Source organism: Aquihabitans sp. G128, from assembly GCF_019048865.1.
In the GTDB taxonomy this organism is placed as follows: Bacteria; Actinomycetota; Acidimicrobiia; order Acidimicrobiales; family Iamiaceae; genus Aquihabitans.
In genome coordinates this window covers 215,012-238,541 of record NZ_CP077604.1, presented here as the reverse complement: position 1 = coordinate 238,541, position 23,530 = coordinate 215,012, and the positions used below count along the sequence as shown (strand labels likewise).

Here is a 23,530-nt window from a genome sequence, read left to right as displayed (position 1 = left end):
AGAACCGACGTGCACATCGAGAGGTTGCAACCGGAGCGCCACACGCCGGAAACACGGGCCTGGCGGCACCGGCGATGCCCGGCAGCGGCCCGGACCTCCCTACCCTGACGGCCGATGGCGTACGAGACCATCCGGCGGCTGGGCCGGGGCGGCATGGGCGTGGTGGACCTGGCCCGGGACGACGACGGGCGCGAGGTCGCGCTCAAGCGCCTGTCCCTGCACGGCACGCCCGAGGAGCTCGAGAAGGCCCGCCAGCGCATCCGCCGTGAGGCGGAGGTGCTCCAGCAGCTCGACCACCCGGCCATCGTCGACCTGCTCGACGTCTTCGACGACGGCGACGACCTCGTGCTGGTCATGGACTACCTGCCGGGCGGGAACCTGGCCCAGCGGGTCAACGGGGAGGGCCCGCTCGACGGCGAGGCCATCCGGCGCATGGGCGACCGCCTGCTCGACGGGCTGGCCGCCGCCCACCGCCAGGGCGTGGTCCACCGCGACATCAAGCCGGCCAACGTGCTCTTCGACGCCGACGGCAACGCCCTCCTGGCCGACTTCGGCGCCGCCATCCACCGGGACGCCACGCCGGGCCTGACGGCCTCCGAGATGGTGGTGGGCACCCCGGGCTTCATGTCGCCGGAGCAGGCCCGCGGCGAGACCGCCACCACGGCGTCCGACGTCTTCGCCCTCGGCGCCACGCTGGCCTTCGCCGCCACCGGCGAAGGCCCCTTCGGCACCGCCGACCCGCGGGTGCTGATGCTGCGGGCCGCCGCCGGCCGGACCGAGAAGCTGCCCCGGACGCTGCCGGTCGACCTGCGCCGCCGCCTCACCGCCATGCTCGACCGGGACCCCGAGCGCCGGCCGTCGGCCGCCGCCGCCCGGGGCGGCCCCGACGGCACCCACCCCCGCACCGCCGCCCGGCTGCCCCGCGTGGTGGCGCGGGGCAAGGCCGGCCGGATCGCCGCCGGCGCGGTCGTGGCGGTCCTGCTGGTCGGGGCCGTGATCGCCGTGCTCACGGGCAACGACGGCGGCGGTGGCCCGCTCGCCTCGCCCACCACCAAGGCGCCCGCCGCCACGTCGAGCACCACCGCGCCGTGCAAGGACCTCCCCTACCGCCCCTGCGGGGGCACCGACGCGCCGAACACCGACGGCCGCCGCTGCACCGGCCGCACGGCCGACTACGACGAGGACCCCGAGAACGGCTGCGAGGCCGAGCCCGACGGCCACTCGTCGCAGACGCCGCTGCGCAGCGAGCTCCGCGGCAACATCGTCCCGGCCGACGACGTCGACGAGTACCCGATGCCGGTGGGCGACGGCTACCAGCTGCTCTGCGACGGCAAGGTCCGCGTGGAGCTCACCGCACCTCGGGGCGCCAGCCAGAAGCTGACCGTGCTCGACGACGACGGCGAGGAGCTGGGCCAGGCGTCGAGCGCCGACGGGCTACCCGGCACGGTCACCCTGGGCGACCCGCGCTGCGTCCGCGACGACGCCACCACGTTGACGGTGCGGGTGGAGGCCGTCGACGGGTCGGCGCCCAGCGCCGGCTCCTACCAGCTCGTGAAGTCCGGCAGCTACTGAGCGGCCCCGGCCGGCCGCCCGACCCGGGCGCCGACCGGCCTAGGGTCCGGCCATGGCCCACGACCGCCTCGGATTCACCTACGCCAGCCTCATGTCCCTCGGGCCGGGGCTGGCCCTCGAGACCGCGGTGCAGGCCCGCGACCTCGGCTACCGCTCCTTCTGGACCGCCGAGACCACGGGCCCCGAGGCGTTCTCGCTGCTCGCCGCCGCCGGGGCCGCCGCCCCGGGCCTCGACCTCGGCACCGGCGTCCTGGCGCTCCAGCTGCGCACCCCGATGGTCGCCGCCATGGGCGCCGCCACGCTCCAGTCGCTGCACCCCGAGGCCGACGTCCTGCTGGGCGTCGGCATCTCGTCGCCCGTGGTGACCCAGCGCTGGCACGGCGCCGAGTACGGCTCGCGCCCCCTCGCCCAGGTCCGCGAGTACGTGACGCTGGTGCAGGCGTGCCTGTCGGGCGAGAAGGTCGACTTCGACGGCGACTTCTACCGGGTGAAGGGGTTCCGCCTCGGCCTGCGCCTGGGCGAGAAGCGGCCCAAGGTGGTGGTGGGCGCCCTCGGGCCGAAGATGCTGGCCCTCGCCGGGGAGCTGGCCGACGGCGTCCTGCTGAACTACCTGCCCGCCTCGCACGTGGCCTGGTCCGTGGAGCAGGTGCGCTCCGGCGGCGACGCCGAGATCTACGCCTACGTCCACGCCGGCGTCGGCGACCGCGAGCAGGCGCTCGACAAGGCCCGGCGGGACCTCTTCTCCTACGCCGTGGTCGACTCCTACGCCGCCAACTTCACCCTCGCCGGGTTCGGCGACGAGGTGGCCGCCATCCGCGAGCGCCACGCCGCCGGCGACCGTGAGGGGGCGCTCGCTGCGGTGTCGGACCGCATGTGCGATGCCATCGACCTGATCGGCGACCACGACGCCGTGCGCGACCACGTCCGGGCCTACGTCGACGCCGGCGTCCAGGTGCCGGTCCTCATGCCCATGCCGTGGGGCGGGGAGCGCCGACAGGTGGTGACCGACACCATGGAGGCAGCCGCTTCCACCTGATCCTCCCCGTCCTCGTCGGACCCCCTCGGTAGGGTTCCGGACGTGCAGCTGCAGGATCGGGTCGTGGTGGTGACGGGGGCGGCCAAGGGCATCGGCCGCGCCCTGGCGACCGCCTTCCTGGCCGAGGGCGCCCGCACGGTCGTCGTCGCCGACCTCGCCGCCCCAGAGGTCGAGGCCACCGTCGCCGCGCTCGGCGCCGGCGCCGTCGGTGCGGTGCTCGACGTCAGCTCCGCCGCCGACCTCGAGGCCCTCGTGGCCCGGGTGGAGGAGGAGCACGGCCCGATCGACCTCTTCGTGTCGAACGCCGGCATCGGCACCGGCGAGGGCCTCGAGGCCTCCGAGGCGGCGTGGGACCGCATCTGGCGGGTCAACGTGCTGGCCCACGTCCACGCCGCCCGCGCCGTGCTGCCCGGCATGCTCGCCCGCGGCGAGGGCTACCTGCTCTCCACCGCGTCGGCCGCCGGGCTGCTGACCCAGATCGGGGACCTGCCCTACTCCGTGACCAAGCACGCCGCGGTCTCGGTGGCCGAGTGGCTGGCCGTGACCTACGGCGACCGCGGCATCACCGTCTCGTGCCTCTGCCCGCAGGGCGTGAACACCGACCTGCTCACCGGTGGCGTCGGCCACACGTCGGCCCAGACCGTCGTGGCCCAGGGCGTCATCGAGCCCGAGGAGGTGGCGGCCGCGGTGGTCGCCGGCCTCGCGGCCGAGCAGTTCCTGATCCTCCCGCACCCCGAGGTGGCCGAGTACTACCGCCGCCGGGCCACCGACCCGGACCGCTGGCTGGCGGGCATGGCCCGCCTGCAGGCCCGGATCCAGTCGGCCGCCGAGCCCGGATGAGCCGGCGCGCCTCGCCCGTCGACGACGGGCTCGCCGAGCTGGGGCTGGAGATCGGCCAGCTCGTCCGCTACCTGGGCGGCGCCGACAAGCGGTTCCACGACGGTGTCGTCCTCCGCCGCGAGCGCGACGGCTCCGTCGGCCTGCGCGACGAGCGGGGTCGGGCCCGGGCCATCGCCGTGGAGGCCATCGAGATCCGCGTCCTCGGCCCGCGCGGCGGCGCCCAGTGGATACCGCTCACCGACGCCGGCGGCGGGCTCCAGCTCGGCCTCTTCTGAGCCGGCGGGAGGCGCGCGTCGTGCACCGGCCCACCATCGACGTCTACGAGCGCGAGGCCGAGGGCTACGCCGTGCGCCGCGGGGTGCAGCGCGAGGAGCGCGTGCGGGCCTTCGCCGGCGCGGTCGTCGACGGGGCGCGGCGGCTCGACCTGGGCTGTGGCCCCGGCCACTACCTCCCGCTCCTCGGCCGGCCCGCGGTGGCGGTCGATGCCACCGCCGCCATGGTCGGGGCCGCCCATCGAGACCACCCCGAGGCGGCCGTGGTGCAGGCGGACCTGGCCGACCTCCCGTTCGGCCGAGGCACCTTCGCCGGGGTCTGGGCGTCCAAGGCCCACCAGCACCTGCCGGCCGCCGACCTGCCGCTCGCGCTGGCCGACGTGCACCGGGTCCTCGCGGTCGGCGGCCGGTTCGACCTGACCGTCTTCGCCACCCCCGACGGCGGCGCCGCCCCCACCGTCGAGGAGCTGACGACGCCGGAGTCCGGCGACGACCTCCCCGGCCGCCTGTTCACGTGGTGGCAGCCGGACCACCTGGCCGCCGTGGTCGCGGCTGCGGGCTTCCGGGTCGACCGCCTCGCGCTGGTGGGCGCCACCCACCAGGACGAGCACGCCCGCATCGAGCTCACCGCCACCTCCCTCCGCGCCCTGCCCGACCACGTGGGCACCGACATGCGGCTGCTCTGCTGCGGGCTGAACCCGTCGCTGCACGCCGCCGACGCCGGGGTGGGCTACGTCACGGGGTCCAACCGGTTCTGGCGGGCCATGGCCGCCGCCGGCCTGGCCACGCGGGATCGCGATCCCCGCCACCTCCTGCGCCACGACCACGTCGGCATGACCGACCTGGTCAAGCGGGCCACCGCCCGGGCCGACGAGCTCCGGACGGCCGAGTACCGCGAGGGCCTCGAACGGCTCGACCAGCTCTGCGCCTGGTTGCAGCCGGCCGCGGTCGCGGTGGTGGGCCTGGCGGGCTGGCGGGCCGCGGTCGATCGCAAGGCCGTCGTCGGCTGGCAGGAGCGCGCCGTGGGCGGGAGCCCGGTCTACGTCCTGCCGTCCACCAGCGGCCTCAACGCCGGCACCTCGCTCGCCGACCTGGTGGGCCACCTGCTCGCCGCCGCCGACGGCCCCACCTGACCCACGGGCCGGCCCGGCAACCGGAAGTTCACGAACGCGTGCGCCGGGCTGCGGGGTGCACCTGCGACACTGGCCCCATGGCTCGCCGCACGAAGATCATCGCCACCATCGGTCCCGCATCGGATTCCGAGGCGATGATCAAGGACCTGGCCGAGGCGGGGATGGACGTGGCCCGCATCGGCCTGGCCCACGGCTCGCTCGACGAGGCCATCGAGAAGTTCCGCCGGGTCCGCCGGGTGGAGGCCTCCCTCGGGCGGGCCATCGGCACCATGATCGACCTCCCCGGCCCCAAGGTCCGGGCCGGCCACATGCCCGAGGCCGGCCTCCCGGTCGAGCAGAACCAGATCATCCTCCTCACCCCCGGCAACGCCCCGTCGACGGCCAAGATGATCAACGTCGACCACGAGGGGCTCCTCGTCGACCTGCACGTGGGCGACAAGGTGGCCTTCGGCGACGGCCTGGTGGTGGCCCAGGTCATCGACCGCAAGGCCGACCACCTCGAGGCCCGCATCACCCACGGCGGGCTGCTCCAGGGCCGCCCCGGCGTGCACATCCCGTCGGACCGGCTGCGCATCCCGTCGCCCACCCCGGACGACCTGCGCATGCTGGACGCGTTCATCGAGGAGGGCGTCGACATGGTCGCCCTCTCCTTCGTCCGCTCGGCCCACGACATCCGCCGCATCGGCGTCGAGCCCCACCCCCGCGGCCCGCTGGTCATCGCCAAGATCGAGACCCGCGCCGCGGTCGACAACCTCGACTCCATCATCGAGGCCTCCGGTGGCGTCATGATCGCCCGTGGCGACCTCGGCGCCGAGATGCCCATCGAGGAGCTGCCCCACCTCCAGAAGCGCATCATCGAGCGCTGCATCACCCTGGGCCGGCCCGCCATCACCGCCACCCAGATGCTGGAGTCCATGGTCACCGCCCCGTCGCCCACCCGGGCCGAGGCGTCCGACATCGCCAACGCCGTGTTCGACGGCTCCAGCGCCCTCATGCTGTCGGGCGAGTCGGCGGTCGGCCACGACCCGATCAACGCGGTGGCCACCATGGCCCGCATCGCCGCCCGGGCCGACGACGAGTTCGACTACGACGCCTGGGGCGGCAAGGTCCACAAGATCGCCTCGGCCCTGCAGCCCCACATCGACGACACCGTCACCCTGTCGATGACCAACGCCGCCTGGCGGGCCGCCCTCGAAGCCGGCGCCAGCGCCATCATCTGCATCACCGGCACCGGCTACACGGTCCGCTCCATCGCCCGGTTCCGGCCCCAGGCCAAGATCCTCGGCTTCTCCACCGACCCGCAGACGCTCCGGCAGCTCACGCTCAGCTGGGGCGCCACCCCGATGCTCCTCGACGTCGACCCCCAGGCCGACAACGCCGTGCGCCGCGCCGTCGAGACCGCCCGCGAGGCCGGCGAGATCCGCCGCGGCGACCTGGTGGCCGTGCTCTCGGGCTCGCGGGAGTACCCGGGCCAGGCCACCGACTCGCTGCGCCTCATCCCCATCCGGTAGCCGCCGGGTCCTCAGGGCAGGGCGCGCAGGAGGCTGAGCAGGTCGACCGGGTCCTGGACCACGTGGTCGGGAGCCACGAGGTCCAGCTCGCCCGCCTCGGCGAAGCCCCAGCCGACGCCGATCGTGAGGCAGCCGTTGGCCCGGCCGCCCTCGACGTCGTGGAGCCGGTCGCCCACCATGGCCACCCGAGCGGGGTCCGGGTCGCCCAGCTCGCGGAGCGCCTCGGCCACGATGTGGGCCTTCGACCGGGCCACGCCGTCGGCGGCGCTCCCGGTCACCACGGCGAACCACTGCTCGAGGTCGAACAGCTCCAAGGTGCGGCGGCCCTGCTCGACCGGCTTGGCGGTGGCCAGGGCCAGCGGGACGCCGTCGGCCGCCAGGCCGGCGAGGACGTCGACCATGCCCGGGATGAGCTCGGCCTCGGCCAGGCCGACCGCGACGTGGCGAGCGCGGTAGGCCACCGTGGCGTCCTCGTGCAGGTGCTCGGGCAGCCCGTAGCGGGTGAAGTTCGAGCGCATGGGCGGCCCGATCATCCACCGCAGGTCCAGGTCGTCCGGCGCCGGGTGGCCGACGCTCGCGAGGGCGTGGCGGAGCGACGACGTGATGCCGACCTCGGGGTCGGTCAGGGTCCCGTCGAGGTCGAAGAGCACGGCGTCGAGCACGCCGTCGACCCTATTGGGCGGGGCGATCGACGATGACGAAGAGCAGCCGTCCGCTGCAGGTCTCGACGCCGTCGACGGTGGCTCGGCCGCGGCCCCACCCCCCACGACCGCCCAGCCGCTCGATCTCGACCTCGAGCAGCACCTCGTCGCCTGGGACCACCTGCCGGCGGAAGCGGACCTCCTCGACCCCGCCGAAGAGCGGCAGGCGGCCGGCGTGGTCGGGGTGGTCGAGCACGGCGATGGCGCCGGCCTGCGCCAGCGCTTCGAGCTGCAGCACGCCGGGGACCACTTGGTTGCCGGGGAAGTGCCCGGCCAGCCAGGCCTCGTCGCCGGTGATGCGCCAGCGGGCGGTGACGGCGACGCCGGGATCGCAGCGCTCGACCTCGTCGACGAAGCGGAAGGGCGGGCGGTGGGGCAGCAGCCCCACCAGCCGGGAGGACTCGCCTGCGGGGGTGGCCATGGCCCGTTGGACCGGCCGTCACCGCGAGCGGTCACCTTTTCCGCACCCGGGTGTGACGATCCTCCCGTGGCCCGCACCCCCGCTGACCTGCGGGTCTTCGGCGGCCCGCAACCTACCCGTCGGTAATGTGCAAGCTACCCACCGGTACGGTGAAACCCCTGGGTGATCACCCCTGTCTCACCCCTCGAACGTCCGACCTTCGAGGAGCCAGACACGTGGGCATCGCCGTGGTCTTCCCCGGCCAGGGGAGCCAAGCAGCACAGATGGGCCGCCCGTGGCGCGACCACGGGTCGTGGTCCCTCGTCGAGCGGGCCACGGCGGCCACCGGTGCGCCGCTGGCCCACCTGCTGCTCGAGGCCCCCGCCGAGGAGCTGGCCCCCACCCGCGAGGCCCAGCTGAGCGTGCTGACCACGTCGCTGGTGGCGTGGGACGCCCTGGCGGCCACGCTCGACCGCCGTGAGGTCGTGGCGGTCGCCGGCCACTCGCTGGGCCAGATCACCGCCCTCGTCGCCTCGGGCGCGGTCTCGGCGGCTGACGGGTTCCGCCTCGCCGCCGCTCGGGCGGAGGCCTCCGCCGAGGCCCAGGCGGCCACCGGCGGCGCCATGCTCGCCCTCCTCGGCGCGGACGAGGACGTCGCCCACCAGGCGTGCCGAGCAGCCCCGGACCGGGCCTGGGTGGCCAACGTCAACGGTGCCGGGCAGGTGGTCGTCGGCGGCCACGCCGATGCCCTCGACGCGGTCGCCGAGCGGGCCAAGGAGCTCGGGGTGCGCCGCACCCGGCGCCTCGCCGTCGACGGCGCGTTCCACACCCCGCTCATGGCGCTGGCCGCCGAGCGCCTCGCCCCGGTGCTCGACACCGTCGCCTTCCACCCCCCGGCCTTCCCGGTGGTCACCAACCACGACGCCGCACCCGTCCGCTCCGCCGACGGGTGGCCCGAGCGGCTCACCACCCACCTGGTCTCGCCCGTCCGCTGGGCCGACGTGGTGGCCCAGCTGGTGGCGATGGGCGCCGACACGGTCATCGAGGTCGGCCCGGGCACCACGCTCACCGGCCTGGTCAAGCGCATCGCCCCCGACGTCACCACCCGCTCCGTCGCCACGCCGGACGACCTACCGGTGGAGGCCCGCCGATGACCCGTCCCGTCCACGCCGGCCGCGAAGGCGACGACACCCGCATCGACGTCCGCATGGTGGTCGCCCCCATTGCCGGCGTGTTCCAGCCGGCCCCGGCCGACGACGTGACCGCCGAGGGCGAGGTCGTCGCCGCCGGCGGGATCATCGGCCACATCGCCGGCCCGGGGCGCGACGAGCCCGTCGTGAGCTTCTGCGCCGGCTTCCTCATCCGCCTGCTCGCCGAGCCCGGCGAGCGGGTCCGACCGGGCCAGCCCGTCGCCTGGCTCCACCCGGTCGACCGGCCGGCCACCCGGCCCGGCACCGCCGCATGACCGAGACCAGCACGCGGCGGGTCGCCGAGCTGACCCGCCGTCGCGCCGAGCTGCGCGAAGCCGCCGCCGGACGGCCCGTCGTGCCGGCCTCGGTCCTCGAGCCCGAGGCCGCCGACCCCACGCGCTCGGTCCCCCGGTTCCCCCCTGCGCGTCGCCGGGCTGGGCGCCGCGGTGCCGCAGCAGCGCGTCTCGAACCACGACCTGGCCGAGCGGCTGGACACCTCCGACGCCTGGATCGTCGGTCGCACGGGCATCAAGGCCCGCCACATCGCGGGCCTCGGGGAGACCACCACGTCGCTCGCCGCCGAGGCCGGACGTCGAGCCCTCGCCGACGCCGGCCTGGCGCCGGCCGCCGTCGACCTCGTGCTGGTGGCCACCGCCACCCCCGACACGCCGTGCCCCTCGACGTCGGCCCGCGTGGCCGCCGACCTCGGCCTCCGCGCCAGCGGGTTCGACGTGAACGGTGCCTGCTCCGGCTTCGTCCACGCGTTCCACACCGCCGCCGCCCTGTTGGCCGACCCCTCGATCGGGGTCGCCCTGGTGATCGGCGCCGACCGCTTCTCGAGCATCGTCGACCCCGACGATCGCGGGACCGCCGTCCTGTTCGGCGACGGTGCCGGCGCCGCGGTCCTCACCCGCGGCGAGGCCATCCCCGGAGCGCCCGGGGTGCTGGGGACCGACCTGGGCGGCGACCCGAGCGGCGTCGCCATCCTGGAGGTCCCACGCGGTGGCGCCTACGTGGCGATGGACGGGCCCGAGCTGTTCCGGCGGGCCACCCGCGGCCTCGTGGCCTCGGGGTCCGCTGCGCTCGGCCGAGCCGGGGCCACCGCCGCCGACGTCGACCTGTACGTGCCGCACCAGGCCAACGCCCGCATCATCGGCGCGGCGGCGGACCGCCTCGGGATCACCGAGGACCGCGTGGTGCTCGACGTCGCCGAGCGGGCCAACACCTCGGCCGCCTCCATCCCCCTCGCCCTGGAAGCCGCCCAGCGGGCCGGGCGGCTCCGGCCGGGCCACCGGGTGCTCGTGAGCGGCATCGGCGCCGGTCTGGCGTGGTCGACCGTCTACCTCCGGTGGGACCGTTGAGCCCGGTCGACGTTCCCACCACCCCCGGGCCTCGCGTGGCCCTCGTCACGGGAGCGTCCGGCGGCATCGGCGCCGCGACCGCCGCCGCGCTGGCCGCCGGCGGCTGCGCCGTCGCCGTCGGCTACCGCTCGGGCCAGGAGGCTGCCGAGGTGGTCGTGGCCGAGATCACCGCCGCCGGGGGCACCGCCTTCGCCGTCGCCATCGACGTCACCGATCCGGGCTCGGTCGACGGTGCGTTCGCGCTCGTCGAGGCCGAGCTCGGCGCCGTCGCCGTGCTGGTCAACAACGCCGGGGCCACCGCCGACGGCCTGTTCCTGCGCATGGGCGCCGACCAGTGGCGCACGGTGCTGGCCACCAACCTCGACGGCGCCTTCCACGTCACCAGGCGGGCCACGCCGAAGATGGTGCGGGCCCGTTGGGGGCGCATCGTCAACGTGTCGTCGGTGGTCGGGCTGCTCGGCTCCGCCGGCCAGGCCAACTACAGCGCCGCCAAGGCCGGCCTCGTGGGCCTCACCCGCTCGCTGGCCCGCGAGCTGGGCAGCCGGGGCATCACCGCCAACGTGGTGGCCCCCGGACCGATCGCCACCGGCATGCTCGCCGCCACCGGCGACGCCCGCACCGACGAGCTGGCCGCCCTGGTGCCGGTGGGCCGCATCGGCCAGCCCGCCGAGGTCGCCGCCGCCATCGCCTACCTCTGCTCGGACGCCGCGGCCTACGTCACCGGCGCCGTCCTCCCCGTCGACGGCGGCCTCGGCATGGGCCACTGAGCCGATCCCCCACCCGCCACTCCCCCTTCCCCCCCCCCCGAACCACGAAACCAAGGAGCCCTCCCCCATGGACCGCACCCAGATCATCGATGCCGTGTATGACGCCTGCGAGGAGGTGCTGAAGGTCGACCGGAGCACGCTGAGCGAGACCACCTCGTTCGCCGACGACCTCGACGCCGACAGCCTCGCCCTGGTGGAGGTCGTCATGCAGCTCGAGGAGACCTTCGACCTGACCATCCCCGAGGACGAGCTCGAGGGCGTGGGCACCATCGGCGGCGCGGCCGACGTGGTGGCCAAGCACATCGAGGCGGCGGCCTGAGCATGGCGCCCGATCCCACGCTGCGGCCCGACGGCCGTCCGCGCGTGGTGGTGACCGGCGTGGGGGCGATGACCCCCGCCGGTCCCACCGCCGCCGCCACCCTGGAGGCGGTCACCGCGGCCCGGCCGGCCGCCGTCCCCATCACCACGTGGGACACCGAGGGCCACCCGGTCCGCTTCGCCGCCGAGATCACCGACTTCGACCCCGCGCCGCTGGTGGACGCCCGCGACGCGCGCCGCATCGACCGGGTCAGCCTCCTGGGCATCGTGGCCGCCGAGGAGGCCCTCACCCAGGCCGGCCTCGCCGGCGCAGGTGCCGACCTCGCCGACCTCGACCGCAGCCGGGTGGCCGTGGTCATCGGGTCCGGCGTGGGCGGCATCCTCACGCTGGAGGACCAGATCGAGGTCCGGGTCACCAAGGGCGTGAAGCGGGTGGGCCCCATGCTCATCCCGATGATGATGGCCAACGCCACCGCCGGGCTGGTGGCCCTGCGCCACGGCTTCCACGGCTCGGCCATCAGCGTCGCCACCGCCTGCGCCTCGGCCACCGACAGCATCGGCCAGGCCGGGGACCTCATCCGCTCGGGCCGGGCCGACGTGGTGGTGGCCGGCGGCGCCGAGGCGTCCATCACGCCCACCGCCATGGCCGCCTTCGCCCGCATGGGCGCCCTCAGCGGCCGCAACGACGACCCCGCCGCCGCCTCGCGCCCGTTCGACGCCGACCGCGACGGCTTCGTCATGGGCGAGGGCGCCGGCATCGTTGTCTTGGAGTCGGCGGCCCACGCCACCCGCCGCGGCGCGACGGTCCTGGGCGAGCTGGCCGGCTACGGCTCCACCTGCGACGCCCACCACATCACCGCCCCGGACCCCGACGGCGCCGGCGCCATCGCCTCCATGCAGGCCGCCCTGGCCGATGCCGGGCTCCCGCCCGCCGCCATCTCCCACATCAACGCCCACGGCACCTCGACGCCGCTCAACGACGCCGCCGAGTCGAGCGCCATGGTGAAGGTGTTCGGCACCGACGGCCCGCCGGTGACCTCCACCAAGGGCGTCACCGGCCACCTCGTGGGGGCCACCGGCGCGGTCGAGGCCATCATCGGCCTGCTCGCGGCCCGAGCCGGCCTCGTGCCGCCGGTCGCCAACCTGACCACCCCGGACGTCGACCCCGGCGTCGACCTCGTGATCGGCGAGGCCCGCTCGATCGCCATCGGCCCGGTGCTCTCCAACTCCTTCGGGTTCGGTGGGCACAACGCGTCGCTGGTCCTCGTCCCCCTGGACGCCTGAAGCGCGTGTCGGTCCTCGACCCCGGCGTCACCACCCCGATCGGGTTCGACCGCCCCGACGCCGCCCACGCCGAGCTGCGCGAGGTCGACGGCCGGACGGTGGCGTTCTTCCGGGTCGACGGCCGGCGCGCCGACAGCACGGGGGCGGCCGAGGCCGAGGTGGTCGAGCGGGCCCTGGCGCTGGCCGAGCAGATCGGCTGCCCCGTGCTCGGGGTGGTGCGCTCGGTGGCCATCGACGCGGGCGCGGGTGGCCTCGACGCCCTCGTGGCCTGGGGCCGGGTGGCGGCCCGCACCGTGCGGCTGTCGGGCGTGGTGCCGCTGCTGCTGGCGGTCACCGGCCCGGTGCACGGGTCGCTGACCCCGATCCTCGGCCTGGTCGACCACGTGGTCCTGACCCGTGACGCCACCGCCTACCTCAACGGTCCGGGCCCGGTCAGCGACGTGACCGGCTTCCCGATCGACCCCGAGGGGCTCGGCGGCGCCACCGTCCACGCCACCCGCTCGGGCCTGGCGTCGCTGGTGGCCACCGACGAGGACGACGCCATCGCCGCCCTGGCCGACCTGCTGGCCCACCTCCCGGACAACCACCTCGCCGACCCGCCGCTCGGTCCCGCCGACGACGCCGTGGACCGCGAGTGCCTGCGGGCCGCCACCACCGTGCCGGCCCGGGCCACCCACGCCTACGACGTGCGCGACGTGCTGGAGGACGTGTTCGACCGCGACAGCCTGCTCGAGGTCCACGCCGACCACGCCCCGAACCTGGTCACCGCCTACGCCCGCCTCGGCGGCCGATCGGTGGCCATCATCGCCAACCAGCCCGCGGTCCGGGCCGGCACGATCGACATCGAGGCTTCGTGCAAGGGGGCTCGCCACGTCCACGGCGCCGACGCCCTGGGGCTGCCGATCCTCACCTTCGTCGACACCCCCGGCTACGAGCCGGGGCGCGACCTCGAGTGGCGCGGCATGATCCGCCACGGCGCCAAGCTGGTGCACGCCTACGCCGGGGCCACCGTCCCGCGGCTCGGCGTCATCCTGCGCAAGGCCTACGGAGGCGCCTACATCGTGATGGACTCCCGCACCATGGGCAACGACCTCATGCTGGCGTGGCCCACCGCCGAGATCGCGGTGATGGGGGCCCCGGGCGCCGTCGCCATCCTCAACCGCCGCGAGCTCGACGAGGCCACCGACCCCGTCGCCCGCCGCCGCGAGCTGGAGGACGAGTACCGGGTGAAGTTCCTCTCCCCCCCGCATCGCCGCCGAGCGCGGCCTGGTGGACCAGGTGATCGATCCCGTCGCCACCCGCGCCGTGCTCGCCGCCGCCCTCCGCCGCCTCGCCACCAAGCGCCCCACCCTCCCCGACCGCGCCCACGCCAACGAACCCCTCTGACCACGCCCACCCGCCCCGCCCCCAGCCCCACCCGCCCCGCCCCCCCCTTCGCAACTTGTGGGCCCAGAGCGCCGAAAACGGCAGCCTCGGCCCACAAGTTGGCTCGAAGACCGCTCTCGACACCCTCCCCAGGAGATCCACCGCATGCTGCTCGAAGGAAAGATCGTGCTCGTCACCGGGGTGCTGACCCCCTCGTCGATCGCGTTCACGTGCGCCCGGCTGGCCCAGGAGCAGGGGGCGACGGTGGTGCTCACCTCGTTCGGGCGGGCGCTGTCGGTCACCCAGCGGGCGGCGCGGCGGCTGCCCACCCCGCCCGAGGTGCTGGAGCTCGACGTCACCGACCCCGAGCACCTCGCCGCCCTGCCCGAGCACCTCGCCGAGCGGTACGGCCGGGTGGACGGCGTGGTCCACGCGGTGGGCTTCGCGCCGGCCGTGTGCCTCGGCCAGGAGGACGGCCTGTTCGCCGCCGAGTGGGCCGACGTCGCCACCGCCATCCAGGTCTCGGCCTTCTCCCTGCCGGCGCTGGCCAAGGCGCTCAAGCCGCTGATGCGGCCCCGGTCGGCCATCGTCGGGCTCGACTTCGACGCCTCGGTGGCGTGGCCGGCGTACGACTGGATGGGCGTGGCCAAGGCCGCCTTGGAGTCGGCCGCCCGCTACCTGGCCCGGGACCTGGGCGCCTCGGACATCCGCGTGAACCTGGTGGCCGCCGGACCGCTTAAGACGGTGGCGGCCCGGTCCATCCCCGGCTTCTCGCAGATCCAGGAGGTGTGGGCCGAGCGGGCCCCGCTCGGCTGGGACGTGGAGGACCCGGAGCCGGCGGCCCGGGCCGTCGTCGCCCTGCTCAGCGACTGGTTCCCGGCCACCACCGGCGAGATCGTCCACGTGGACGGCGGCGTCCACGCCATCGGCGCCGCCATCCGCCCGCCCGCCCCGGAGCCGGAGCCGGAGCCGGAGCCCGCCTGAGCTACGCGGCGCCGCCCGGCTGGTTGAGCTCGAGGGCGTTGCCGCTGGGGTCGGCGAAGAAGGCCTGCAGCCCGGTGCCCACCGGCTTGGCGTCGCTGACGTCGACGCCCTTGGCGCGCAGGTCGGCGATGGCGGCCTCGATGTCGGCCACCTCGATGGCGAAGTGCTGGCCCAGGTCCTGCGGCGTGGGCGCCTCGATCAGGTGCACCTGCTGGCCCCCGACGTCGAGCCAGGCACCACCGAAGCCGAAGTCGGGCCGATCGGGGCGGACGCCGAAGCCCAGCACGTCGCGGTAGAACGCGATCGACGCCTCGGCGTCGGCGACGTTGATCGAGACGTGGTGGACCCCCTGCGGCTGCATGCCCGGAGTCTCGCGCCGGCCACGGCCCGTCGGGCGCGGAAGCGCCCACGCCCCGACGGTGTCGCACGCCCGCCTCGAAGTGCCGCCGACCGGGTCGGCGAGGTGCGACGATGCGGCCATGGACCTGGCCGAGCTGCGCACCGTCCGCCTCGATCGCGACGGCGGCGTCGCCGTCGTCACCCTCAGCCGGCCCGACCGCATGAACGCGTGGACCGGCCGGATGCACACCGAGTACCGGGCCGTCTTCGCCCACCTCGAGGCCGACCCCACGGTCCGCGCCGTGGTGGTCACCGGCGACGGGCGGGCGTTCTGCGCCGGCGCCGACACCGCGGCGCTCGACGGCCACGTGGCCGCCGGCGGCTACGACCCCGGCACGCCGCCGGACCTGGCCACGCCCGGCCACGGCGTGCGCCCCGAGTACGACCACGCCTTCGCCTGGCACTTCGGCCTCCGCTTCCCGGTCATCGCCGCGGTGAACGGCGCCGCGGCCGGCGTGGGCCTGGTGCTGGCCTGCTGCTGCGACCTGCGCTACGCCGCCGAGGGGGCCAAGCTCACCACCTCGGCGCCCCGCCTCGGGCTGCCGGCCGAGTACGGCCTGTCGTGGATCCTGCCCCGGCTCGTCGGCATCGGCCACGCCGCCGACCTGCTCATCTCCAGCCGGGTGGTGCTGGCCGAGGAGGCCGCCGCCATGGGCCTCGTCAACCGGGTCCTCCCCCGCGAGGACGTGCTCGACGCCGCGCTCGACTGGGCGCGCACGGTGGCCACCGAGGTCTCGCCCACCTCGGCGGCGCTGGCCAAGGCCCAGCTCTACGCCGACCTGCACGGCGACGTGGGCACGGCCGTGGCCCGTTCGGAGCGGCTGCTCGACGAGACCATCGCCAGCGACGACTACCGCGAGGGCGTGCGGGCCTGGCTGGGCAAGCGGCCGCCCGGCTTCGCCGACCTGCCCGCCGGGCCCGGGCCCTCCTTCCCCGCCACCGAGCCGGGCTGAGTCGAGGCGGGAGTCGGCGCCGAGCCCGGCGGGACCCGCTCGCCCCCGAGCGCGGGTGCCCTCGTCACCCGATGGTGCGAAGCTGGGCCCATGAGCGGCGACACCCCCGAACGTCCCGAGCTGGACCTGCCCGGCTGGCTGCGGCCCTACGTCGTGGTCGCGCTGGTCGTGGCGGTCATGTGGCTGGTGGAGCTGGTCGACCTGTTCCCGCACACGAACCTGGACCGGTGGGGCATCCGGCCCCGGCGGCTCGACGGCCTGGTGGGCATCGCCACCAGCCCGTTCCTGCACAACGGCTTCCCCCACCTGATCTCCAACACCATCCCGTTCCTGGTGCTGGGCGGGATCATCGCCACCAGCGGCGTCGCCCGCTACTTCCAGGTGACGGCGCTGATCGCGCTGGCGGCCGGGCTGGGCACCTGGCTCATCGGTCCCTCGAACACGGACCACATCGGGGCGAGCGGGATCGTGTTCGGCTACGTGACCTACCTGCTCGCCCGAGGCGTGTTCGAGCGGCGCCTCGTCTACCTCGCGGTGGGCGTGGCGGTGCTGTTCCTCTACGGCGGGGTCCTGTGGGGCCTCATCCCGCGGCCCGGCATCTCCTGGCAGATGCACCTCTTCGGCGCCCTCGGCGGCGTGCTGGCGGCGTGGGCGCTCCACGCCACCCGCACCGAGCAGGGCAAGGCGTCCGCCCTCGCCTGAGCGCCGGCGCCCTCAGCGGGGGGCGAGGTCCCGGATGGCCTGGCGCTGGTCGACGCCGAACGGGAGGATCGCCAGCGCCGGCGTGGTGATGCCGTTCTCCTGGTAGCGGGCGATGTGCTCCCGGCACGCCTCCGGGCTGCCGTGGACGATCAGCGTGTCGACCAGCGAGTCCGGGATGGCGGCCAGGGCGGCCTTGCGGTCGCCGGCCTTCCACAGGTCCCACATGGGCTGGAGCTGCTCCTCGCGCCCGAGCCAGCGGTGGAACTCGGCGTAGACCGGCACGGTCAGGTAGGCGGCGATGGCGTAGCGGCCCAGGGCCATGACGGTGTCGCGGTCCTCGGTGGGGGCCACGAAGATCCGGGCCACCACCTCCTTGTCGGGGCCGCCCTCGTGCACGTAGGGCGCCACGGTCGACACGTCCTCGGCGCCCAGCCAGTTGACGATGGCGCCGTCGCCCTCGGCGCCGGCCAGGCGGAGCATCCCCTGGCGCAAGGCGGCCACCAGGATCTTGGGTTGCTGCTCGGGCACGATCCCGAGCTTGAAGCCGTTGACCGAGAACGTGTCGTAGTCGGCCTTCACCTTCTCGCCGGTGAGCGCGGCCCGGAGGAAGCGCACGGTGTCGCGGGTCTTCTTGAACGGCTCGGTGAACGGGATGTCGTTCCAGCGCTCGACGATGACGTTGCTCGAGGTGCCGATGCCGAAGGCCACCCGGCCCGGCGCGGCGTCGGCCAGCGAGGCCACGCACTGCGCCAGGGTGGCCGGGCCCCGGGTGAAGCTCGGGACGATGGCCGAGCCCAGGCGCAGCGACGGCGCCCACACCGAGGCCAGCGCCAGCGGGGTGAACCCGTCGGCGCCGTTCGCCTCGCTCGACCACACGTCGGTGTAGCCGAGGTCGGCCAGCTCCACGATCCAGTCGCGCTGCTCGTGGAGCGGCACGCCGTCGAAGGGGATGGTCATCCCGTAGCCCTGGTACGTCATGGGTGCTCCTCGGTGGGTGGGGTGGCGTCGGCACCCGGGACGGGTGCGGCGTGCTCGGCCTGCGGTCGGGTGCCAGGCCGGACCGGGTCCCAGTAGCGGACGATGGTCGACTGGCTGGCGGTGGCCATGAGGGTGCCGTCCTCGGCGAAGAGGCGCACGTGGCCGTGGCCGAAGCCGTGGTCGATGCCCTCGATCTGGATGTCGAGCAGCATCCACTCCGTGGGCACGATGCGGATCACCCGCAGCGTGTTGTCGAGGCTGTTGCCGCCGGCCATGGCGCCGAGCGCCTGGCCGATGCCGAACGGGATGTAGTCGCCCAGGATCGCCAGGGCGGCGGCCGACGGCTCGAGCAGGTCCGGGATGCGGGCCCAGAGGGCTGAGCGGCCGCCGGGCGCCGGGTTCCCCTTGATGGTGTCCCAGCCGCGGGCCGAGGCGAGCCGCAGGTCGAGCCGGCTCATGATCGACTCCTCGCCGGGGATGCGCAGCGGGCGCGGGTCGCAGTCCTCGGGGCGGGGCACGTCGAGCGGCTGCACGAAGGTCTCGCTGACCTCGAGGTCCCGCGAGCCGAGGGCGGCGTTGACGGTGAAGATCTCCCGGTCGACCACGTGGCCGACGGCGCGCGCCTGGGTGCTCTGGCGGCCCGAGACGGCGATGGTGACGTCGAGGTCGACCTCGGCGCCGGGCTGGGCGTAGGACAGGTACTGGGCGGTGGCCCACACCACGGGGCGGCCGGTGGTGCCCTCCATGGCGGCGATGGCGGCGCCCAGGCCGCAGCCGCCGAAGAGGAAGCCCCCGCCCGTGGACAGCCCGGGCGTCACCGGGAAGTGCCACCGGTGCGGGTTGTGCGTGGCTTCGAGGCCCAGGAACTCCCTTGCGTCCACGGCCGAGGACCCTAGGCGACCCGCCCCGTGCTCGAACCAGGTGGGATCCTCGGGGCCAGAGCCCCGAAGAACCCGCCCGGTTCGCAGGGAGAGCGGGCGGCTACTGCAGGCCCTGCACGGCGCCCCCGTCGACGGGGAGCGCCGAACCGGTGACGAACCGGGCGTGGTCCGAGCAGAGGAACGCCACCACGGCGCCGAAGTCCTCGGGGCGGCCGACGTCGCCCGTCGGCACGCTCTTGCCGGCGGCGTCGAGGTTGCCGCCGTAGAGGTGGGCGAGCCGGTCGGTGGCGTGCAGGCCGGGCTGGACGGAGTTCACCGTCACGCCGTGCGGGGCGACCTCGGTGGCCAGCGTCTTGAGGAAGCCGGTGACGCCGGCCCGAGCGGTGTTCGACAGGATCAGGTTGGCCGACGGCTGGCGGACGGTGGAAGAGGTGATGGCCACGATCCGGCCCCACCCCTGGGCGAGCAGCACCGGCACCGCCGCCTGGCACATGGCCACGGTCGACAGCAGGTTGAGCTCCAGGGCCGGCAGGTAGGCGTCCATGGGCGTGGAGGCGAAGGTGCCCGCCGGCGGGCCGCCGGCGTTGGCCACCAGCACGTCCAAGCCACCGAGCTCGGCCACGGCCTGGTCGACGAAGGCCGTGGCGCCGTCGACCGTTCCCACGTCGGCCCGGATGGCCACCGTGCCCTCGGGGAGCGTGGCGGCCGCCGCCGCCAGCTTCTCGGGGTCGCGGCCACAGATCGCCACCCGCACGCCCTCGGCGGCGAGGGCCTGCGCGGTGGCCAGCCCCAGCCCCGAGGTCGATGCCGCCACGGCCGCCCGCTTGCCCTGCAGTCCCAGTTCCATGCCGTCGGACGCTACCCAGCCGGCCTCCGCTCGCGGCTCGGTAGGGTCGGCGCCATGTCGCTGCGCCACCTGGTCCTGCTCCGCTTCCACGAGGGCACCGAGCCCGCCCAGGTGGAGGCCATCGCCGAGGCCCTACGCACCCTGCCCGGCCAGATCCCCGAGCTGCAGGGGTACCGCGTGGGGCCCGACCTCGGGCTGGCCGACGGGAACTTCGCCTTCGGCATCTCCGCCGACTTCGCCAGCCAGGCCGACTACGAGACCTATCGGGACCACCCGGCGCACCAGGCCGTGATCCACGAGCTGATCGCCCCGCACGTGGCCGCCCGGGCGGCCGTGCAGTACGCCACCTGACGCCTGACCCGGCGGTCAGGCCGCCAGGGACGGGGCTAGGGTCCGCGCCCATGACCGATGCACCGTGGTTGGGGGACGCCTGCTCGCTGGTGGAGGCGTTCCGCTCGGGCGAACGCTCCCCCGTCGAGGAGCTGGAGGCCACCCTCTCGGCCATCGAGGCCAGCGACCTGAACGCGTTCACCTACGTCGACACCGACGCCGCCCGGGTCACCGCGGCGGGCGCCGACACCAGCAAGCCCTTCGGTGGCGTGCCGGTGGGCATCAAGAGCCTCGAGCCCGTGGAGGGCTGGCCCTACAGCGAGCAGTCGGTGGTCTTCCAGGACCGCATCGCCGCCTACACCGCCACCAACGTGGAGCGCCTGCGCGAGCGGGGCGGGGTGGTGGCGGTCGGCCAGACGCTCGCCTCGGAGTTCGGCGGCCTCAACGTCTCCAAGAACAAGCTGCACGGCACCTGCCACAACCCGTGGGAGCACGGGCGCACGGCCGGCGGCTCGTCCGGCGGCTCCTCGGCGGCGGTGGCCGGTGGGCTGGTGACCATCGCCTCCGGGGGCGACGGCGGCGGCTCCATCCGCATCCCCGCCGCGTTCAACGGCCTGCTCGGCATGAAGGGCACCGCCGGCCGGGTGCCGCGCGGCCCCAAGACGCTGATCCACCCCATGACCGTCGTGCTGGGCTGCCAGGCCCGCTCCGTGCGAGACGCAGCCCGCTGGTACGACGTCGTGAGCGGGTTCGACCACCGCGACCCCTACTCGCTGCCCCGCATCGACGGCTGGGAGCGCGACCTCGGCACGTTCGACCTGACGGGCAAGAAGGTCGCCATCGCCCCCACGCTCGGCTCCGCCGTCGTGCGCGACGAGGTGCAGGAGCGGGTGGTGGCGGCCGCCGAGGCGCTGGCTCGTGACGCCGGCCTGGTCGTGGTCGACGTGCCGGTCGAGCTGCCGCCGCTCGACCTCACCTGGGCCCTGGCCAACCTGGCCGGGCTGCACATGGACCTCGACGGCCTCTGGCCCGCCTGCAAGGACGACCTCACCAAGGAGATCGCCTTCGGGATGGAGCTGGCCGAGCAGATGGTCGACGTGCACGTGGTGGCCAAGGGCGAGGCGGCCCGCACCCTGGCCAACGAGCGCATGGCCGCCATCTTCGACCAGGTCGACTTCGTGATCTCGGCCACCAACCCCGACGTCGCCTTCCCCGCCGAGGTCATGATGAACAACCGGGTGGGCGACCAGAAGGTCGACGGCGGCAACAACGGCACCCTGACCATCCCCGCCAACATCTCCGGCAACCCGGCCGTCTCCATCCCCATCGAGCCGTTCCAGGGCCTGCCCGTGGGCATGCAGGTCATGGGTCGCCACCACCAGGACCAGCTGCTGCTCGACCTGGCTCGCACCGTGGAGCGCACCGCGCCGTGGGCCCTGACCGCCCCCGGCGCCCCTGCCTGACGAGGGCCCGCCACGCCGCCCGCAGGTGGTGGGGAACATCGAACACCTGTACGATGTTGGACGGAACGGTCGCGGCGCCACCCCGGTGCCCGGCCCACCCGAAAACTGTCAGACCCCCTGTGGAGACTGGGACCATGGCTCGTCAGCTCACCCTCATCGACACCCACCCGACCTGGCGCCTCTCGGAGAAGACCCGACAGGCCGGCCTCCGGGGCATCGCCGCCGCCCGCGCCGAGCTCCAGGCCCACAAGCCCGCCGAGGAGCAGCGCTCGCACGCTGCCTGACCAGGCGGTTCGCCAGCGGACCACGCACCCTTGACCGCGCGGTCAAGTTGCGGTCTACGCTGCTCCCCATGACCGAGGTCGTGATCGTCGAAGCCGTGCGCACTCCTGTCGGGAAGCGCAACGGTGGCCTGTCCACCCTCCACCCCGCCGAGGCCCTGGCCCACGTGCAACGGGCGGCCATCGAGCGCTCGGGCATCGACCCGGCTGCGGTCGACCAGGTCGTGGCCGGCTGCGTGAGCCAGATCGGCGAGCAGGCGTTCAACATCGGGCGCACCGCGTGGCTGTCCGCCGGCCTGCCGCTCGAGGTGGCCGCCACCACCGTCGACACCCAGTGCGGGTCGTCGCAGCAGGCCACCAACCTGGCCACCGCCCTGGTGGCCGGCGGCGTGGCCGACGTGGCCCTCGCCTGCGGCGTGGAGTCCATGAGCCGCATCCCGATCGGCTCGAACGCCTCGGGCGACTTCGGCCGCCCCATCCCGAAGCCCTACTTCGAGCAGTACGAGTTCACCTCGCAGTTCGAGGGCGCCGAGCGCATCGCCGAGAAGTGGGGCATCACCCGCCAGGATGCCGACGAGTTCGGCTTCCGCTCGCAGCGGCTCGCCGCCCAGGCCTGGGCCGAGGGCCGCTTCGAGAGCCAGATCGCCCCGCTCGACGCCCCCGACCTCGGCGAGGACGGCAAGCCCTCCGGCTCCACCCACCACGTCAGCCGGGACGAAGGCCTCCGGGAGACCACCCTCGAGAAGCTGGGCTCGCTCAAGCCGGTGGCCCGTCCCGACGGCGTGCACACCGCCGGCAACTCCTCGCAGATCTCCGACGGCGCCGCCGCGGTGCTGATGATGAGCGCCGAGAAGGCCGACGAGCTGGGCCTGAAGGCCCGGGCCCGCGTGGTCGACACCTGCCTGGTGGGCGTCGACCCCGTCCTGATGCTCACCGGCCCCATCGACGCCACGCAGAAGCTGCTGGCCCGCACCGGCCTGACCATCGCCGACATCGACACCTTCGAGATCAACGAGGCGTTCGCCTCGGTCGTGCTGGCCTGGGCCAAGGAGCTCGAGGTCCCCATGGACAAGGTGAACCCGGGCGGCGGCGCCATCGCCCTCGGCCACCCCCTCGGCGGCACCGGCGCCATCCTGCTGACCAAGGCCCTGCACGACCTCGAGCGCACCGGCGGCCGCTACGGCCTGGTGAGCATGTGCTGCGGCGGCGGCCTCGGCACCGGCACCATCATCGAGCGCATCTAGGAGCCCGCGGGGGTGGTGGCGGGCGTCGCCTGCTGTCACCCCCCGGGCCTACGCTCCACCCACGGCGTCGCCCTGCGACGCCGCTCGCGGCCCCGGCCGCCGATCGTCCCCCGATGATCGGAGCCCCGTGCGCCGCACCCCGCCCTCCCCCGCCCGCCTCGTCGCCCTCGCGCTGCTCTCCCTCGCCCCGGCGAGCCTGCCGGCGTGCGCGCCCGGCGGCATCGTCCACCGCTCCCATCCCGGGCCAGGGCGGGCGCGGGGTGGTGGCCACCGTCCGCCACGTGGTCGACGGGGACACGATCGACCTGGCCTTCGCCGCTGGCGGCTCCGAGCGCGGCCGCCTGCTCGGGATCGACACGCCGGAGACGGTCAAGCCGAACACGCCGGTGCAGTGCTTCGGCCCGGAGGCCTCCGCCCGCACCAAGGAGCTGCTCGCCCCGGGCACCCGCGTCCTGGTCCAGCGCGACTCGGAGGCACGAGATCGCTACGGCCGCCTGCTCGTCTACGTGTGGCGGGCCGAGGACGGCCTCTTCGTCAACCGCTCGCTGGTGGTCGACGGGTTCGCCCGCACCCTGTCGATCGCGCCCAACACCAGCCACCGGGCCGACCTGGCCGCGGCATCCTCGGCCGCCGCGGCCGCCCACCGTGGCCTCTGGGGCTCCTGCGCCGCCTCCGATGCCGGAGGGGCGGGTCCGTGAAGCGCCGGGGGTAGCGTTGC

The 23,530-nt window shown here is 74.9% G+C and carries 27 protein-coding genes and 1 pseudogene; 22 read left to right on the top strand and 6 right to left on the bottom strand.

Annotated features, from left to right (window positions below; all coding sequences use genetic code 11):
- Positions 1-114 precede the first annotated feature (114 nt).
- From KSP35_RS01085 to pyk, 6 genes are all read left to right on the top strand, one after another.
- On the top strand, positions 115-1,572 hold the full coding sequence (locus KSP35_RS01085; protein WP_216998407.1) for a serine/threonine-protein kinase: 1,458 nt from the start codon (positions 115-117) through the stop codon (positions 1,570-1,572).
- A 52-nt stretch (positions 1,573-1,624) separates the two neighbouring features.
- Positions 1,625-2,608: an LLM class F420-dependent oxidoreductase gene (locus KSP35_RS01080; protein ID WP_216998406.1), complete on the top strand. Its 984-nt coding sequence runs from the start codon at positions 1,625-1,627 to the stop codon at positions 2,606-2,608.
- A gap of 42 nt (positions 2,609-2,650) precedes the next feature.
- A complete protein-coding gene (locus tag KSP35_RS01075) occupies positions 2,651-3,448 on the top strand; it encodes an SDR family oxidoreductase (RefSeq protein WP_216998405.1) in 798 nt (265 codons plus the stop codon).
- Positions 3,445-3,723 (top strand): hypothetical protein, encoded by a 279-nt coding sequence (locus tag KSP35_RS01070; protein ID WP_216998404.1) that lies wholly within the window; start codon positions 3,445-3,447, stop codon positions 3,721-3,723. The genes KSP35_RS01075 and KSP35_RS01070 overlap by 4 nt, the downstream gene beginning before the upstream one ends.
- Positions 3,724-3,743: 20 nt before the next feature.
- Positions 3,744-4,853 carry a methyltransferase domain-containing protein gene (locus KSP35_RS01065; protein ID WP_216998403.1) on the top strand — a complete coding sequence of 370 codons (1,110 nt, stop codon included), beginning with the start codon at positions 3,744-3,746 and terminating at the stop codon, positions 4,851-4,853.
- 77 nt (positions 4,854-4,930) lie between these two features.
- Positions 4,931-6,364 (top strand): pyruvate kinase, encoded by a 1,434-nt coding sequence (gene pyk, locus KSP35_RS01060; protein ID WP_216998402.1) that lies wholly within the window; start codon positions 4,931-4,933, stop codon positions 6,362-6,364.
- 11 nt (positions 6,365-6,375) lie between these two features.
- Here pyk and KSP35_RS01055 read toward each other — a convergent pair whose 3' ends face one another.
- Both KSP35_RS01055 and fabZ read right to left on the bottom strand, forming a co-directional pair.
- A complete protein-coding gene (locus KSP35_RS01055) occupies positions 6,376-7,026 on the bottom strand; it encodes an HAD-IA family hydrolase (protein WP_216998401.1) in 651 nt (216 codons plus the stop codon).
- Between the two features lie 10 nt (positions 7,027-7,036).
- Positions 7,037-7,486, bottom strand: a complete 450-nt coding sequence (fabZ, locus tag KSP35_RS01050) for a 3-hydroxyacyl-ACP dehydratase FabZ (RefSeq protein WP_216998400.1) — start codon at positions 7,484-7,486, stop codon at positions 7,037-7,039.
- A 215-nt stretch (positions 7,487-7,701) separates the two neighbouring features.
- Here fabZ and KSP35_RS01045 point away from each other — a divergent pair, with 215 nt between their 5' ends.
- From KSP35_RS01045 to fabI, 9 genes and pseudogenes are all read left to right on the top strand, one after another.
- A complete protein-coding gene (locus KSP35_RS01045; RefSeq protein ID WP_216998399.1) occupies positions 7,702-8,619 on the top strand; it encodes an ACP S-malonyltransferase in 918 nt (305 codons plus the stop codon).
- Positions 8,616-8,930 carry a hypothetical protein gene (locus KSP35_RS01040; RefSeq protein ID WP_216998398.1) on the top strand — a complete coding sequence of 105 codons (315 nt, stop codon included), beginning with the start codon at positions 8,616-8,618 and terminating at the stop codon, positions 8,928-8,930. The genes KSP35_RS01045 and KSP35_RS01040 overlap by 4 nt, the downstream gene beginning before the upstream one ends.
- A gap of 144 nt (positions 8,931-9,074) precedes the next feature.
- Entirely contained in the window at positions 9,075-10,016 is a 942-nt protein-coding gene (locus KSP35_RS01035) for a beta-ketoacyl-ACP synthase III (protein WP_217002043.1), read from the top strand.
- On the top strand, positions 10,013-10,783 hold the full coding sequence (fabG, locus tag KSP35_RS01030) for a 3-oxoacyl-ACP reductase FabG (RefSeq protein WP_216998397.1): 771 nt from the start codon (positions 10,013-10,015) through the stop codon (positions 10,781-10,783). The genes KSP35_RS01035 and fabG overlap by 4 nt, the downstream gene beginning before the upstream one ends.
- A 67-nt stretch (positions 10,784-10,850) precedes the next feature.
- Positions 10,851-11,102 carry an acyl carrier protein gene (locus tag KSP35_RS01025; RefSeq protein WP_216998396.1) on the top strand — a complete coding sequence of 84 codons (252 nt, stop codon included), beginning with the start codon at positions 10,851-10,853 and terminating at the stop codon, positions 11,100-11,102.
- A gap of 2 nt (positions 11,103-11,104) precedes the next feature.
- The gene (fabF, locus tag KSP35_RS01020; RefSeq protein ID WP_216998395.1) at positions 11,105-12,385 is read left to right on the top strand and encodes a beta-ketoacyl-ACP synthase II; all 1,281 of its coding nucleotides are present in this window, start codon (positions 11,105-11,107) and stop codon (positions 12,383-12,385) included.
- A gap of 5 nt (positions 12,386-12,390) precedes the next feature.
- Positions 12,391-13,569 (top strand): annotated as a pseudogene (locus KSP35_RS25430) (carboxyl transferase domain-containing protein); the annotation flags it as partial.
- Positions 13,570-13,654: 85 nt separating this feature from the next.
- Positions 13,655-13,771 carry a hypothetical protein gene (locus KSP35_RS25425; protein WP_371748628.1) on the top strand — a complete coding sequence of 39 codons (117 nt, stop codon included), beginning with the start codon at positions 13,655-13,657 and terminating at the stop codon, positions 13,769-13,771.
- Positions 13,772-13,915: 144 nt separating this feature from the next.
- Positions 13,916-14,734, top strand: a complete 819-nt coding sequence (gene fabI, locus KSP35_RS01010; protein ID WP_216998394.1) for an enoyl-ACP reductase FabI — start codon at positions 13,916-13,918, stop codon at positions 14,732-14,734.
- 1 nt (position 14,735) lies between these two features.
- On the opposite strand, the gene KSP35_RS01005 is transcribed toward fabI, so the two are convergent.
- A complete protein-coding gene (locus KSP35_RS01005) occupies positions 14,736-15,095 on the bottom strand; it encodes a VOC family protein (protein WP_216998393.1) in 360 nt (119 codons plus the stop codon).
- A 118-nt stretch (positions 15,096-15,213) separates the two neighbouring features.
- Between KSP35_RS01005 and KSP35_RS01000 the strand changes: the two genes are divergently transcribed.
- Together KSP35_RS01000 and KSP35_RS00995 are read left to right on the top strand one after the other, a co-directional pair.
- Positions 15,214-16,086: an enoyl-CoA hydratase-related protein gene (locus KSP35_RS01000; RefSeq protein ID WP_216998392.1), complete on the top strand. Its 873-nt coding sequence runs from the start codon at positions 15,214-15,216 to the stop codon at positions 16,084-16,086.
- A gap of 90 nt (positions 16,087-16,176) precedes the next feature.
- The gene (locus KSP35_RS00995; protein ID WP_216998391.1) at positions 16,177-16,788 is read left to right on the top strand and encodes a rhomboid family intramembrane serine protease; all 612 of its coding nucleotides are present in this window, start codon (positions 16,177-16,179) and stop codon (positions 16,786-16,788) included.
- A 12-nt stretch (positions 16,789-16,800) separates the two neighbouring features.
- Here the strand turns inward: KSP35_RS00995 and KSP35_RS00990 are convergent, their stop codons facing one another.
- The 3 genes from KSP35_RS00990 to KSP35_RS00980 form a co-directional block, all read right to left on the bottom strand.
- Entirely contained in the window at positions 16,801-17,766 is a 966-nt protein-coding gene (locus tag KSP35_RS00990) for an LLM class F420-dependent oxidoreductase (protein ID WP_216998390.1), read from the bottom strand.
- A complete protein-coding gene (locus KSP35_RS00985; protein ID WP_216998389.1) occupies positions 17,763-18,647 on the bottom strand; it encodes an acyl-CoA thioesterase II in 885 nt (294 codons plus the stop codon). Before KSP35_RS00985 ends, KSP35_RS00990 begins: the two co-directional genes overlap by 4 nt.
- A 100-nt stretch (positions 18,648-18,747) precedes the next feature.
- Positions 18,748-19,494: an SDR family oxidoreductase gene (locus KSP35_RS00980; protein WP_216998388.1), complete on the bottom strand. Its 747-nt coding sequence runs from the start codon at positions 19,492-19,494 to the stop codon at positions 18,748-18,750.
- A 54-nt stretch (positions 19,495-19,548) separates the two neighbouring features.
- On the opposite strand from KSP35_RS00980, the gene KSP35_RS00975 reads away from it, so the two are divergent.
- The 5 genes from KSP35_RS00975 to KSP35_RS00955 all read left to right on the top strand — a co-directional run bounded on the left by KSP35_RS00975 (position 19,549) and on the right by KSP35_RS00955 (position 23,510).
- Positions 19,549-19,845: a Dabb family protein gene (locus KSP35_RS00975; RefSeq protein ID WP_216998387.1), complete on the top strand. Its 297-nt coding sequence runs from the start codon at positions 19,549-19,551 to the stop codon at positions 19,843-19,845.
- 50 nt (positions 19,846-19,895) lie between these two features.
- Positions 19,896-21,287 carry an amidase gene (locus tag KSP35_RS00970; RefSeq protein ID WP_216998386.1) on the top strand — a complete coding sequence of 464 codons (1,392 nt, stop codon included), beginning with the start codon at positions 19,896-19,898 and terminating at the stop codon, positions 21,285-21,287.
- 134 nt (positions 21,288-21,421) lie between these two features.
- On the top strand, positions 21,422-21,571 hold the full coding sequence (locus KSP35_RS00965) for a hypothetical protein (protein ID WP_216998385.1): 150 nt from the start codon (positions 21,422-21,424) through the stop codon (positions 21,569-21,571).
- Positions 21,572-21,639: 68 nt separating this feature from the next.
- Entirely contained in the window at positions 21,640-22,812 is a 1,173-nt protein-coding gene (locus tag KSP35_RS00960; protein ID WP_216998384.1) for a steroid 3-ketoacyl-CoA thiolase, read from the top strand.
- A 281-nt stretch (positions 22,813-23,093) separates the two neighbouring features.
- Complete coding sequence (locus tag KSP35_RS00955) at positions 23,094-23,510, top strand: thermonuclease family protein (protein WP_216998383.1); 417 nt, start codon at positions 23,094-23,096, stop codon at positions 23,508-23,510.
- The last annotated feature ends 20 nt before the right edge of the window (positions 23,511-23,530 follow it).

Bases quoted from the DNA above. Each gene is read 5' to 3' on its own strand.
- KSP35_RS01085 (WP_216998407.1), top strand. From the start codon at position 115: ATGGCGTACGAGACCATCCGGCGGCTGGGCCGGGGCGGCATGGGCGTG.
- KSP35_RS00995 (WP_216998391.1), top strand. From the start codon at position 16,177: ATGAGCGGCGACACCCCCGAACGTCCCGAGCTGGACCTGCCCGGCTGG.
- KSP35_RS01070 (WP_216998404.1), top strand. From the start codon at position 3,445: ATGAGCCGGCGCGCCTCGCCCGTCGACGACGGGCTCGCCGAGCTGGGG.
- KSP35_RS00980 (WP_216998388.1), bottom strand. From the start codon at position 19,494: ATGGAACTGGGACTGCAGGGCAAGCGGGCGGCCGTGGCGGCATCGACC.
- KSP35_RS00970 (WP_216998386.1), top strand. From the start codon at position 19,896: ATGACCGATGCACCGTGGTTGGGGGACGCCTGCTCGCTGGTGGAGGCG.
- KSP35_RS00960 (WP_216998384.1), top strand. From the start codon at position 21,640: ATGACCGAGGTCGTGATCGTCGAAGCCGTGCGCACTCCTGTCGGGAAG.
- KSP35_RS00990 (WP_216998390.1), bottom strand. From the start codon at position 17,766: ATGACGTACCAGGGCTACGGGATGACCATCCCCTTCGACGGCGTGCCG.
- KSP35_RS01080 (WP_216998406.1), top strand. From the start codon at position 1,625: ATGGCCCACGACCGCCTCGGATTCACCTACGCCAGCCTCATGTCCCTC.
- pyk (WP_216998402.1), top strand. From the start codon at position 4,931: ATGGCTCGCCGCACGAAGATCATCGCCACCATCGGTCCCGCATCGGAT.
- KSP35_RS01005 (WP_216998393.1), bottom strand. From the start codon at position 15,095: ATGCAGCCGCAGGGGGTCCACCACGTCTCGATCAACGTCGCCGACGCC.
- fabF (WP_216998395.1), top strand. From the start codon at position 11,105: ATGGCGCCCGATCCCACGCTGCGGCCCGACGGCCGTCCGCGCGTGGTG.
- KSP35_RS00965 (WP_216998385.1), top strand. From the start codon at position 21,422: ATGGCTCGTCAGCTCACCCTCATCGACACCCACCCGACCTGGCGCCTC.
- KSP35_RS00975 (WP_216998387.1), top strand. From the start codon at position 19,549: ATGTCGCTGCGCCACCTGGTCCTGCTCCGCTTCCACGAGGGCACCGAG.
- fabI (WP_216998394.1), top strand. From the start codon at position 13,916: ATGCTGCTCGAAGGAAAGATCGTGCTCGTCACCGGGGTGCTGACCCCC.
- KSP35_RS01025 (WP_216998396.1), top strand. From the start codon at position 10,851: ATGGACCGCACCCAGATCATCGATGCCGTGTATGACGCCTGCGAGGAG.
- KSP35_RS01040 (WP_216998398.1), top strand. From the start codon at position 8,616: ATGACCCGTCCCGTCCACGCCGGCCGCGAAGGCGACGACACCCGCATC.
- fabZ (WP_216998400.1), bottom strand. From the start codon at position 7,486: ATGGCCACCCCCGCAGGCGAGTCCTCCCGGCTGGTGGGGCTGCTGCCC.
- KSP35_RS01000 (WP_216998392.1), top strand. From the start codon at position 15,214: ATGGACCTGGCCGAGCTGCGCACCGTCCGCCTCGATCGCGACGGCGGC.